This is a genomic window from Methylobacterium sp. NEAU K, assembly GCF_030700285.1.
Classification (GTDB): domain Bacteria; phylum Pseudomonadota; class Alphaproteobacteria; order Rhizobiales; family Beijerinckiaceae; genus Methylobacterium.
The window spans coordinates 24,085-36,920 of record NZ_JAUYZJ010000006.1 but is presented as its reverse complement, the minus strand read 5'-3'; the positions used below and the strand labels follow the sequence as shown (position 1 = coordinate 36,920).

Annotated in this window: 8 protein-coding genes; 4 read left to right on the top strand and 4 right to left on the bottom strand. The window is 72.5% G+C overall.

From position 1 onward, the window contains the following. Positions 1-20: 20 nt before the first annotated feature. The gene (gene queE, locus Q8W67_RS06565) at positions 21-653 is read right to left on the bottom strand and encodes a 7-carboxy-7-deazaguanine synthase (RefSeq protein ID WP_305542563.1); all 633 of its coding nucleotides are present in this window, start codon (positions 651-653) and stop codon (positions 21-23) included. A 254-nt stretch (positions 654-907) separates the two neighbouring features. On the opposite strand from queE, the gene Q8W67_RS06560 reads away from it, so the two are divergent. From Q8W67_RS06560 to nth, 4 genes are all read left to right on the top strand, one after another. Next, the gene (locus tag Q8W67_RS06560; RefSeq protein ID WP_305542560.1) at positions 908-2,401 is read left to right on the top strand and encodes a D-alanyl-D-alanine carboxypeptidase family protein; all 1,494 of its coding nucleotides are present in this window, start codon (positions 908-910) and stop codon (positions 2,399-2,401) included. A 76-nt stretch (positions 2,402-2,477) separates the two neighbouring features. Beyond that, a complete protein-coding gene (locus Q8W67_RS06555; protein WP_305542557.1) occupies positions 2,478-3,572 on the top strand; it encodes a GTP-binding protein in 1,095 nt (364 codons plus the stop codon). Positions 3,573-3,679: 107 nt separating this feature from the next. Next, the gene (locus Q8W67_RS06550) at positions 3,680-4,549 is read left to right on the top strand and encodes a hypothetical protein (protein ID WP_305542554.1); all 870 of its coding nucleotides are present in this window, start codon (positions 3,680-3,682) and stop codon (positions 4,547-4,549) included. Positions 4,550-4,619: 70 nt separating this feature from the next. Beyond that, positions 4,620-5,333, top strand: coding sequence for an endonuclease III (nth, locus tag Q8W67_RS06545; RefSeq protein WP_305542551.1), 714 nt, complete (start codon positions 4,620-4,622; stop codon positions 5,331-5,333). A 6-nt stretch (positions 5,334-5,339) separates the two neighbouring features. Here the strand turns inward: nth and Q8W67_RS06540 are convergent, their stop codons facing one another. The 3 genes from Q8W67_RS06540 to Q8W67_RS06530 all read right to left on the bottom strand — a co-directional run bounded on the left by Q8W67_RS06540 (position 5,340) and on the right by Q8W67_RS06530 (position 12,211). After that, complete coding sequence (locus tag Q8W67_RS06540; protein ID WP_305542548.1) at positions 5,340-5,657, bottom strand: HPr family phosphocarrier protein; 318 nt, start codon at positions 5,655-5,657, stop codon at positions 5,340-5,342. A 140-nt stretch (positions 5,658-5,797) separates the two neighbouring features. Further along, positions 5,798-10,276: a translocation/assembly module TamB domain-containing protein gene (locus Q8W67_RS06535; protein ID WP_305542545.1), complete on the bottom strand. Its 4,479-nt coding sequence runs from the start codon at positions 10,274-10,276 to the stop codon at positions 5,798-5,800. After that, positions 10,277-12,211 (bottom strand): autotransporter assembly complex family protein, encoded by a 1,935-nt coding sequence (locus Q8W67_RS06530; RefSeq protein ID WP_305542542.1) that lies wholly within the window; start codon positions 12,209-12,211, stop codon positions 10,277-10,279. It abuts the gene before it with no gap. Positions 12,212-12,836 lie beyond the last annotated feature (625 nt).

Sequence of the window (12,836 nt, the reverse complement as noted above, 5' to 3'; positions counted from 1 at the left end):
CCCAGCTTGCGCTGATCTGCTCAAGGGATGCCGATGATCTTGTGGGTCTGCAGCGACAGGCGCCAGCGGGCGTCCCGGCGGCAGTATTCGATCGCGGCCTGGGTGCTGGCGGCCCGGTCAGGCCCGTCCATCGGCTGAAGGAAACGGTGCTGGAACGCGAGGCCGACGAAATCCGCGGGATCGGCGTCTTCCTGTGGGTAGACCAGCTTCAGCTCGTGACCGCTCTCCTGCGCGAGGGGATTGCCACCTTTGGGACTGACGCAGATCCAGTCGATCCCCGGAGGAGCCGGCAGCGTGCCGTTGGTCTCGATCGCGATCTCGAAGCCTCGCGCGTGCACGGCTCCGATCAGGGCTGCGTCGAGCTGGAGCAGGGGCTCGCCACCCGTGAACACCACGTAGCGGCGCTCCGGTCCGCCGATCCAGGTGCCGGCGATCGCGTCCGCGAGCGAAGCGGCATCGGCGAAGCGACCACCGCCCTCCCCGTCCAGGCCGACGAAATCGGTATCGCAGAAGCGGCAGGCCGCCGCCGCGCGGTCCGACTCGCGCCCCGACCAGAGATTGCAGCCGGCGAACCGGCAGAACACCGCCGCCCGTCCCGCCTGCGCGCCCTCCCCCTGCAGGGTGTGGAAGATCTCCTTGACCGCGTAAGCCACCGTTTTCCCAAACTTCCGCCTCGCCGGACCCTCGCCAAGCACATAAGCTGTCCGCGGCCTGTGGACCACCGACAACCCAGCCGCGCAGGCCGCTTTGCCGCCTCGCCTTGCTCTTGCCACGGAAGACACGTTCATGCCGTGATGCAGCGCGGCGACCGAACCCGGCCGACCGGGTTGTGCGAACCCGGCCAGACGGCCGGAGACCGGCGCCTCGCGGTGTCGACCCAGGCGATCCTCTGACGAGTCGGGCTCGAATGTCCTCTTCTCTCCTCCGGCGCGTCACCGTCGGATTCGTGGCGTTGACGGGTTTCCTCGGAGCCGGCCTGATCGGCATCCGGGCCGCCAGCGCCGTGACGGTGCCGATCCTCGTGGCCGACGTCGATTCCGGCAAGGTGATCTACGCCCAGGCCCCCACCGATCCCTGGTATCCGGCCTCGATCACCAAGCTGATGACCACCTACGTCGCCCTGGACCTGGTGCGGCAGGGGAAGGTCTCGCTCGACTCCATGATCACGATCTCGGCGGCCGCCGCCTCCGAGCCGCCCTCCAAGATGGGCTTCAAGCCGGGTACGCAGCTCACCCTCGACAACGCCCTCAAGATCATCATGGTCAAGTCGGCCAACGACATCGCCTACGCGATCGGCGAGAATCTCGGCGGCTCGATCGAGGGCTTCGCCGACCTGATGAACGCGACGGCGCAGCGGATCGGCATGCGCGACAGCCGCTGGTACAATCCCAACGGCCTGCCCGACCCGCGCCAGTGGACTTCGGCCCGCGACATGGCGGTGCTCGCCCGGGCGCTGATCCGGGACTTCCCGGATTCCCATGGCCTGTTCTCGATCTCGGCGATCCAGTTCGGCCGCGCCGTGATGCCCAACCACAACGGCCTGCTCGGGCGCTATCCCGGCGCGGACGGGATGAAGACCGGGTTCATCTGCTCGGGTGGCTTCAACGTGGTCGCCACCGCCAGCCGCAACGGCCGCCGTGTCATCACGATCGTGATGGGCCAGCCGAGCCCGCGCGAGCGCGACGTGAAGGCCGCCGACCTGTTCGACTACGCGTTCACCCAGGACGCCGGCTGGACGAGCCCGACCCTCGACGCGCTCCCGGCCTCAGCGCTCGGCGCACCGCCGGACATGCGCGCCTACGTCTGCGGCGGCAAGAAGCCCCCGGCGATCGAGGACGGCGCGGGCGCGATCAGCGCGCCGGCCTCTGCGGCGCAGCTGATCGGCGGGTCCGCGGCCAATTCCCCGGCGCTGGCGCTGGCCGCCTTCTCGAACCCGGCGATGCGCGCCCGGACCCTCCCGCCGCGCGCGCCGCTCCAGCCGATCGCCGTGTGGATCGGCCATAATCCCGCGGAGGGCCAGCAGATCCTGGAGGCGCAGGAGACCGAGGAGAAGGCCGCCGCCGCCAACACCCGCGCCGCCAAGCTCGAGGCCGCCAAGGCCCGGCGCGAGGCTGCGCTGCAGGCGGCCCGTCAGGCGCGCGAGGCGAAGCTGGAGCGGGCCAAGGCCGCCCATGCCGACAAGGTTGCGGCCAAGCCGACCGCGAAGGTCGCCGCGAAACCGGCCCACGCACTGCCCCGGAGCGCGAGCGCCTACACGGCCGTCGAGACCCCGACCATGCCGGAGGCCAAGCCCGGCAAGGGCCTGTCGAAGCCCGCCGCGAAGGCGGCCGCCCACAAGGCGGCCCCCGCCAAGGCAGACGCCAGAAAGGCTCCCGCCAGGAAGGCGGCGGCCGAGGAGTAGCGGCCGAGCGGGTTTTCGGCATCTCGCGCGCCGGGGCGCGTTGTCCCGGAGGCCGTTCGCCCCCACTTCGGCGACGATGTCATACGCCGCCTCGCCTGCTCCGGATCCGCGCCGCCCGGAGCCGATCCCGCTCACCGTGCTCACCGGCTTCCTCGGCGCCGGCAAGACCACGCTGCTGAACCGGCTGCTGCGCGACCCGGCGCTCGCCGATACGGTGGTGATCGTCAACGAGTTCGGCGAGATCGGCCTGGATCACCTGCTGATCGAGACCGTCGACGAGGACATGGTGCTGCTCGGCGCCGGCTGCCTGTGCTGCACGGTGCGCGGCGATCTGATCGCGACGCTGGAAGACCTTCTGCGCAAGCGCGACAACGGCCGGATCCGGCCGTTCCGGCGGGTGGTGATCGAGACCACGGGCCTCGCCGACCCGGCCCCCATCCTGCACGCCCTGATCTACCACCCATACCTGGTGCTCCGGTACCGCCTGCAGGCCGTGGTGACGGTGGTGGACGCTGCGACCGGCGCCGACACCCTGGATGCCCATCCGGAAGCCCTGCGGCAGGCCGCCATCGCCGACCGGATCGTCCTCACCAAGGTCGACCTCGCGGGCGACACCGCTGGTATCCGGGCACGCCTCGCGACCCTCAACCCGGCGGCCCCGGTCGTCGCGCCGGACGTCCCTGCGGAGGAACTGCTCGGCGGCCTGTTCGGCCTCGAGGGCAAGGGTCAGGACGTGCGCGCCTGGCTCGGCGACGCGGCCCTGGCAAACGCGGACCATCCACAGGCGGACGTGAACCGGCACGATGCGTCGATCCAGGCCATCTGCCTGACCAGCGCGGCGCCGGTGCCGCGGCCGGCCTTCGAGATGTTCATGGACCTGCTCCGCTCCGGCCACGGGCCGAAGCTCCTCCGGCTCAAGGGCATCGTGGCCTTGGCCGACGACCCGGCGCACCCGATCGTGGTGCACGGCGTCCAGCACGTGTTCCACGCGCCCCTCACCCTGCCCGCCTGGCCCGATCCCGACCACACCTCCCGCCTCGTGCTGATCCTGCGCGACCTGGATCCGGCCTTCGTCCGCAGGCTCTGGGACGCCTTCCTGGGCCGCCCGCAGGTGGACACCCCCGACGCCGCCGCGCTTACCGACAACCCGCTGGCCATTCCGGGCTTCTGAAGGCCTGTCCGGGCGGCACCGTCCTTGAACCGTGCGAGCCGAGCGGCGCGTTTGAAGCGCCCGTCCGTCCCGGAATGGGACGGATCGTCGAGAGGTCGGGACAGGCGATGGCGCGACGCTTCACCGTGATACAGGGCGGCCTGTCCGAGGCCGGGGCCACCGGGAGCGAGCCCGGACCCCCGCCGCTCGCACCGGAAGCGACGCAGTGGCGGGTCGATCTCCACCGGCCCGGCGCGGTGGAGGACGGCGCGGTTGCCGCTTGGCGGGCCTTGCTGGCGCGCAACGCCATCGTCGATCCGCTGCGCGACCCCGACCACCTGCTGCCCCTGGCCCAGCATCGCCCGGCCGGCCGGCGCATCGCCCTAGCCCTCGCCTGGAGCCGGGATGCGGCCACCGGCCCCGAGATCCTGCGCGGCGTGGTGCCGCTCGCCATGCCGCACCCGGTCTGGGGTCGGCGCGCCGAGCCCTGGCAGCCAGCCGAGGCCGATCCGCCCGGGCTGGTCGACATGACGGCCGCCGAGGCCGTCGACCGGGCCCTGCGCGCCCGCCTGGCCGCACTGCGCCGCCCGATCCGTCTCGTCGGATCGGTCGAGACCGCGCGCGTCCCGGCACCGGGCCGCCCGACACGCGCGGTCGACCGGCCGGCTTGGCCGCGCGCGATTCCGGCCGACGCGCTTCTCGGCGTGCGCCCCGAGGGTTGGGATGCGCCGGCCGCCTCCGAGATCCTCGCGGTGCACGAGCCGGCGGCCGTGCGCGATGCCGTCGAGACGTTCCTCGCCCTCGACGCCCGGACCGCGCGCCGCCCGATCGTCGCGGATCCGTCCGAGGCGTCGCTGGTCCGAGTGGTGAGCCGCCTGTTCGGCCGCCGCGGCGCGTTGCGCGTCGAGTTCCTCCGCAGGGCCGGCGAAATCGTCGCCGGCACGCTCCATCTCGGTGCCGGGCCTGCCTCGGTGGCGTGGCGGCGGGCGCGGGCCTGATCCGGGCCTCGTCAATCCGCCGCGCGGCCGCCGCCTGTCCGGCCGCCCCCCGCGGCCCTAGCTCGCCGTGATGGCCCGCGACACCCTCCACGGCATCCCTCCGCCACCGCCCCGGAACTCCGCCCGCACGGCGGCCGCCTCGCCTGTCGCAGCCGGCGCCGGCCGCGCCGAGGCCGTGCTCGCCCGTCTGGCCGAGGCCGATCCTGACCCGAAGGCGGGGTTCGACCGCACCGACCCGTTCCGGCTGCTCGTGACCGTGCTGCTGTCGGCGCAGTCGACAGGCCCCACCGTCTCGCGCATCGCCGAGGCGCTGTTCGCACGGGTGCGGGATCCGGCCGGGATGCTGGACCTGGGCGAGGCGCGGATCGCCGAGATCATCCGGCCGGTCGGGCTCGGGCCTTCGAAGGCGCGCAATATCGTCAAGCTGTCGGCGACCCTGATCTCGGCGTTCGGCGGCGCTGTGCCGCGCAGTTCGGCCGAGATGCGCCGTCTGCCGGGGATCGGCCGCAAGAGCGCCGAGGTGACGGCGAATTTCGCCTTCCACGAGCCCGTGATCGCGGTCGATACGCACGTGTTCCGGGTCTCGAACCGGATCCCGCTGGCACCGGGAGCCACCGTCGATGCGGTCGCCAACGGGCTCGCGATGGCGGTGCCGGAGCGCTTCAAGGACGGCGCCCATATCTGGCTGTTCCGGCACGGCCGCGACACTTGCACGGCGCGCAAGCCCGCCTGCATGCGCTGCCCGGTAGCGGACCTGTGCGCGTGGCCGGGCAAGGAAGTCTGAGCGTCGCTACTCGTCCTCGCCGAAGCGGTTGGCCAGCAGGGCGTCGATCGCGTCGAGACAGGATTGCGCATCCGGACCGACCGCCGTGACGGCGATGCGGGTGCCCATGGCGGCGCCGAGTGTCAGCAGGCCCATGATCGAGCGCCCGCCCACCGTCTCGCCCGCCCGCGTCACTTCCACCGCGGCGGCGTAGCGCTCCACGGTCTGCACGAACTTCGCCGAGGCGCGGGCGTGGAGGCCGCGCTTGTTGATGATCGGCAACATCCGCAGGAGGCCGCCTTCCGGCACCGGGGGATCGTCGTCCGTCTCGAAAAGGTCGTCCATCGCCCTTCGTGTGTCCCGCCCCGAACGGCGACGCGCGAAGCCGCGTGCGCCGACACCTAGACCATTGGCCGATCGTGTCGATCGCGCAAGGTCACCGGCCGCACCGGATCCGCGACGCGTGATCGCGCATCCAGTGCGGCCTACCACTCGTACTCGGCGCCGACGCCCAAGCTGGTGCGGCCGTCGCTGCCGGCCTCGCCCTTCAGCTTGATCCGCCGGGTGACGTCGAAATCGACCCCGACCGCCGTGTCGGCGGGCTTGGCGCCGGCCTTCACGCCGACGCTGACACGGTCCGAGATGTAGCGCGACGCGCCGAGCGCCGGTCCGCCGCTCGCCCCGGTCGAGACGTCGAGGCTGTCGAGCCCGAGCCCCTTGCGCGCCTGCTCGAACACGTCGGGCCCGGAGGCACCGCCGGAGAGTTGCGCGACGGCCTGGGCGAGCTGGAGGGCCTGGAACGGCGACAATCCGCCGGCCGCCTTCTTGAACAGCAGGCGCGACAGGATCTCGTCCTGCGGCAGCACCGGATCGGAGGTCAGGGCGAATTGCGGCGCATCCGCCGGGCCGCTCACAGCGACCCGGGCGGTGACGTCCCCGGCTTTGGTCTCCGCCGCGAAGTCGAGATCGGGCGTCGTCAGGCTGCCCGCGAAGGTCAGCCGGCCGCGGCTGAAATCGAGGCGCTGCCCCACGAGTTCGAGGCGTCCGCGGCGCATCGCGAAGGCGCCTACGGCATTCGGCGCGCGCGAGGTGCCGGTGACCCGCAGGGAGCCTCCGAGCTCCGCATCGATGCCGCGTCCGCGCACGAAGATGCGGCTCGGCGCATCGACCCGCACATCCAGGGTGGCGTCGAACGGCACGGCGGGCTTCTTCGGACGCCGGCTGGGTGCGGCCGCCGCTTTCCGATCCGCCCGCTGCGCCAAACGCACCCGGGCGTCGGGCGGAGTGTTGACGTGGCGCACCCCCGGCAGGGGCCGGATCGTGGCCGGCAGCCGGTCCGGCACGGCCACGTCGATCGACACGACATCGATCCGGCCGGCGACCCGCGGCGTCCGCACGAGCGGGCCGGCGAGCGTCAGATCGACGCTCGACACCGCCGTCATCAACGGGCTCGACACCAGCTCGGCCTTGTCGGCGGTGACGTGGAATTGGCCCGGGAAATCCGGCTCCAGGGCGACCCGCCCCGTGACCGAGAGCCGGCCGCCGTTGCGGGTCGCCGCGGTGAGGCGCTCGACCACGAGGCTGTCGCCGCGGCCGGTGACGCGGCCGTCGATGTCGGTGAGGCGGATGCCGTTGAGCGGGTCGTTGAAGCGTCCGCCGGTCAGTGCCGCCGAGCCCTGGGCCCGTGGCGCCGCCAGCGTGCCGGTGACGCCGCCGTCTATGGCGATCCGCCCGGCGACGCTCTGCCCGCCCACGCTGAGCAGCGAGTTGGCCAGGGACGCGTCGAGGGTTCCGCGGGCGCGGATGTCGAGCGGGCCCCCGGTCTCGACCGGCAGCGAGCCCGCCACCGTCAAGGCGACGCCGCGTCCGGCCGTGACCCGGCCGTCGAGGCTGGCCTTTCCGTCGGCCAGAGTACCCTTGGCGCTGGCATCCACCGGCGGCAGGCCGGCCTGCCGTGTCTGAGGCGTGACGAGCTTCGAGACGGTGAGCGCGTAGCGGCCCTCCGGCCGCGCCGCCGACCCGTGCAAGTCCGCCTCGCCGTCGAGCGTGCCGGACAGGGCGAGATCCGGCGCGGCGATCCGGGCCAGCGACAGAGGGAGCGCGCGGATCGCCACCCGCAGATCGAGGTCCCGCCCGGCCCGGCCCGTCACCGTGACGCGGCCGGAGTCGGCACCGATCGACAGCCCGTCAATTTCCGCGCCGCCGTCGCGCAAGGTCACGGTGGCGGGCCCGGTCAAAGCGAAGCGGTCGCTACCGCGGGCAGCGGAGAGGCGCTGGATCTCGATGCGCGTATCGTCCGCGGGCACGATCCGAACCGCCCCGTCGAGACCGAATCCGCGGGACTTGGCCGTCAGCGTCACGTCGCTGCCCGCCGGGCTGCCGTTCGCGGCGAGCCGAACCGCGTCGATCTGCTGGCCCGCGGCGAGCAGCCGGTCGGCTTCGAGGCGGCCGTCGAGAACCGGGTGGGCGCGCAAATCGCGGCCCCTCAGGTCGGCGTCCAGGCGGGTGAGGGCGTAGGCGCCGTACCGCAGGGCCGCGCCGGTCGCCCGGATCGCGGCGTCCTGGCGCCCGCCGTCGCGCGAGAGGGTCACGGCGGCGTCGAGGCGCCCGGCCATCGGCTCCGGAGCCAGCGGGGCGATATCGTCCAGGTTCCCGGCCCGCACCGAGAGCGAGCCCGCCGTGAGCCAGGAGTCGGCTGCGACAGTCGCGCTGCCCTCCACGGCAACAGAGCCGAGATCGACGCTCAGCCGGTCGAGGACCCAGTCCGCCCCGGTTCTCGCCAGATGGGCGCCCCCGGTCAGCACCTTGCCGGCCACGTCGCCGGAAAGCCGCAAGGTGCCGTCCGGTGCCAGGAGAGCGTCGCTCAGCAGGGCCTCGGCGCGCAGGTTGCGGATCGGCTTCCCGTCCGCGGTGGCCGCCGGCGCCGTCAGCGTCGCGGCGATCTGCGGATGCTCCAGGGAGCCGGTCATGCGCGCATCGATCCCGGCACGCCCGGTCAGGCGCCCATCGAGATCGGCAAGACTCTTGAGGTCGAGGCGGCCGGTGACATCCGCGGCGGACGAGGTCGCTTCGCCCTGCAGCGTCGCCGTGAGACCCGCGCCCTCCAAGCGCAGGTGGTCGAATCCGTAACCGTCATAGGATTGCGCGAGCCGCCCCTGGAGCGACGGTGCCCGCCCCAGGACGCGGTCGGCCGCCGCGATCCCGGTTGCGAGACCGGCACTGGTCACGGTGAGGTCGGCTGCTAACGCCTTGCGCGCCGGATCGCCGTTGAGCCGCGCCTTGGCATCCAGGCTGCCTGCGAGGCCGCGCCCGGCGAGTCCGGAGAAGACCGCCAGATCCGGGAGTGCCGCGTCCACGGTGCCGGTCAGCGTATTCTGGCCGACGCGGCCGGCATAGCTCGCCCGAGCGGTCTCGGAATCGAGCCGGAGGGTGGAGATGTCGATCACCCCGTCCGGTCCGGACGCGGCCCTGAGGGTGATCTGCGCCCGGCTGCCGACCGCCCGGCGCAGGGCCGGGTCGGCCAGCCGCAGGCCTTCGACCGTGCCGTCCGCCGTGATCGCGAAACGCTGGGCCGCCGGATCACCCTGGGGTGCCACCCCGAGATGCGCCTCGATCCGGTCCAGCCCGGATTCGCGGCTGCGGAGGCCCGCCGCGTCGAGGTTGCCCCGGATCGTCGGTGCGGTGATGGCTCCCTTGAGGCTGCCGTCGAAGACGAGCATCCCGATCTCGGCCTCGCCGGCCTTGGTCACGGCCCCCTCGGTCGGCAGCGCGCGGGCCTGGAGCGTCAGGTCGGCGACGCGGTCCCTGGTCAGGCTGCCGCCTGCGGCGAGACGGGCGGTACGCGAGGTCAGTTCCAACCGGTCGATCCGGAAGGCGCCGCTGTCGGCAAACGCGAGTCCGCCGTCGAGCTTGGTCGTGCCGGCGAACACGGAGGCGGCGGGCCCCGGCACGAGGCCCTCAATGCGCGCCGCGAGGTCCAGGGCGAGCCGCCTTTCGGCGCCGATCCGCGAGATCTTCGCCCCGCCCTTCGCGCCGATCTCGGGGCCGGCCGCGAAATCGAGCTTGGCGGTCCAAGCATCGAGCATGCCCGTGCCGGCGAGATCGAAATCGATCGGCGGGGTGCCCGGGATGCCGGCCGCCTTCGACAGCAGGCCGCCCGCCGGCTCGATCAGGTTCGCCTTCAGCTCCAGACGGTCGCCGTTCGGCACGTAGAGCAGCGTCAGCAGGAAGCGCCCGGCGGCGTCGAGGCGCTGGGCCCGCGCCTGCAGGTCGAGTCCCTCGCTCGCGGCGCCGAGCCGCGCCTTCCCCTCGGCCGAGAGCCGGGCCGGCTGGCCGGCAACGGGTTCGCCGAGCACCAGTTCGGCCAGCTTGAACCCCTTGATCTCGACCTTCACGGGCAGGTCGGGCAGCAGCTTGCCGTCGGGCTTAGCCTCCGGCGGGGTCGGGCCTGGGACCGGCCGGCGCAGCACTTCGAGGCGCCCGATCTCAAGGCTGTCCACCTCCAGCCGCCCCGACAGCAGGGCGAGGCGGCGCCAGACGATCCGGGCCCGGTCGAGCTTCAGCCAGACGCCGTCGCGGTCGCCCACCGCCACGTCGCGGATGGTGGCGTCCGAGGACAGCGCGCCGTCCACCGCGCCGATCGCCACCCGGGACGACGGCGTCGAGAGCGCCCGCGACAGCAGCCCGCCGAGCACGGATTTGTCGCCGTCGTCGGCACGGGTCAGGGTCGGCGCACCGGAGAGGACGGCGCATCCCAGGAGAACGAACAGGGCGATCAGGGCCCGCGCCGATCCCCGCCCCGCTTCGCGCAGGAGGGCCAGTGTGACGCTGCGGAACTTCCCGCCTGTGGCGCTTCCTCCGGATAGCGCGCGGCCTCGACTCGACCCCCGCCGATGCAGGGGCCACCCTCCCTCGCGGGGGGTGGAGGGAGCGGCGTGATGGCGGTGGCCGATGCGGGACTCCATTCAGAACGCCTGCCCCAGGCTCAGATACAGCACGGCCGGGCGGACATGGCCGCCCTTGTAGGGGTCGAGCGGGAAGGCAAGATCCGCGCGGATCGGACCGACGCCGGTGTAGTAACGCAGGCCGATGCCGACCGATTTCCGGATCTTCTCGTCGAAATCCGGCAGCGCGGAGGCGAAGGCGGTGCCCGCGTCGAAGAACGGCACCACCCCGATCGTGTCGGTGACCTTGATGCGGGCCTCCAGCGACGCTTCCAGCAGGCTACGCCCGCCGATCGGCAGATTGTAGGGCCCGATCGGCCCCAGCGTCCGGTACGGATAGCCGCGCACCGAGCCTCCGCCGCCCGCGAAGAAGCGGAAATTGTCGGGGATATCCGCGAGCGCAGCCCCGGAGACCGAGCCGAAGCCGACGCGCCCGGCCAGGATGTAACGGGACTCCTCGTCGAGAGAATAGTAGGTCGATCCCTGCGCCTTGGCCACGACGATCCCGGGCGACGAGATCGCCCCGGGATAGACCGCGAGCGACGCGATCGCGCGCACGCCCCGGGTCGGGTCCAGGAGGCTGTCGGTGGAATCGTAGGTCGCCGAAGCCGGCAGGCCGATCAGCCGATACTTGACCGCACCGAGCGCGTCTTTCGAGCGGCCCGCCTGCGCGTCCAGCCCGACCTGCGCCGAGAACGTGTCGGAGAAGCGGTGCCGGATCGCGGCCGAGATCCCGCCGCCATCTACCAGATAGCTCTGCTGCACCTCGCGGGTGACGAAGGCATTGGCGAGCAGGTCGTTCCGGCTGCCCCACAGGGCGGGCTGGACGTAGGTCGCCGAGAGGCGGCCTCCCAGGCCGTTGGTCCCGATGCCGGCGATCTTGCGCTGAATCGCGAACGGGTCGTTGCCCAACCCGAGGTAGTAGATGTCGGCATCGATCCGAAAGGTCTCGCCGCCGCCGAAGAGATTACGGTTCGCGTAGTATGCGCGGACCCCCGGCCCGTCGACCGTGGAGTACCGCGCGGAAATGCCGACGAGGTTGCGCTCGCGCTCGCTCAATTCGACGAAGAGCGGCAGGTTGCCGTCCTGGTCGAGGGCCGTCCCCTCGCGGACCCGCACGCCGCCGATCCCCTCGATCCGTGCCACCGACCGGCGGATCGCCGCCACCGCCTGGGGTGCGTATGGATCGCCCGGCTCGGCGTAGATGAAGGAGCGGATCGTCGCCGGGTTTATCCCGGGCGCGCCGCTGACCGTCACGGGACCGAGCCGCGCCTTTGGACCGGGATCGACCGTGAAGGTCACGTCCATCACATGGGCGGCATCGTCCACCACCGGATCGCGCGCGATCGCCTTGGCGAAGGGGTGTCCCTGCGCCCGGAATTGGTCGACGATCTGCGCCTCGCGGGCGAGGACCGTGGCCGATCGCGCCGGGACATCCTCGTCCACCCGGGTGATGCGCGCGGGCAGCGCCGCTTCCGGGTACGGGCGTCCCGCGGGATCCCGTACGGCGATCCGGCGCAAGGTATAGAGCGGGCCGAGATCGATGCCGATCCGGACCGGAACAAGGCCGCGATTGCGCCAGGCCTCCGCAGCGCGCACGGCTGGCGCGGCAACGGCCTCCCCCGCCACCGGGGCGCCGTCGATCCGGATCGCCACCGTGCCCTGATAATAGCCGTAGCCCGAAAGGACGTCGGCGAGCTTGGGCAGGTCGGTCTCGGCCCGGCGCAGAAGCCCCTCCCCGTCCGGCGGCGGTTCCTGGCGGAGGCGGTAGAGTGTCGAGATGTCCTGGAGCGCGCGCAGCACATCGGAATCGTCCGTGCCGGTGATCCGTACGTTATACGGCAGCGCGGCCGGACTGGGCGCCGGCGGCTCGGGCTCCGAGCCGAACAGGCCGAACAGGTCGAAGGCGCGCGCCGGGACAGGGAATGCGGCGAAGATCGGCAGCGCCACCGTCACGGCAAGCGATAGCCGCGGCAGCGCTCGGCGCGCACCGGAAACGATCGATCGACCCGAACGAGCGGACACGCGCAAGCCGTGCTCTTCAGCTCCGATCGCGGCCGGCAGCGCCGTCCGTAAGGTAATGCATCGCAATCCCCCCTCCGCCGCTCGATGCGGCGCCCCTGCCACCACTCTAAAGATGCGGGCGCCGTAGGCCAACACCTGGACGCGGTCGCGCAGGGGACGCGTGCGGTCGGCGGATCTGCGGATGCGTCGAAGCGGTGCGGGTGAAAGCGGTCTAGCGTGCGTCGCCCTGCATCGCGAGAAGCCGGGGCCATGGCGGAGCGCGATCATTCTCGGGGCATCACGCGGCCGCCTGTACAGGAACGGCTACGCCGGCCGCAGGCGTCACCTGCTCTCGCACTGCCCCGATCCCTGCATCGGTCGCGCGCTGTGCGCCGCAGCGAGCGCTGAACGGCGACGTGCGAGGAACATCCGCCCATCCACTGCCGAAGCCGGCGCACGGCCCGGCGCGCGCCGCGACGGCGCGCCGGCTTTCGATCTCAAGCGGCGGCGTCACAGCCGCGCCTCGACCATGGCCGAAGCCGTCAAGCGGCTTGCCACCCCGCGCGGATCGGTTCGG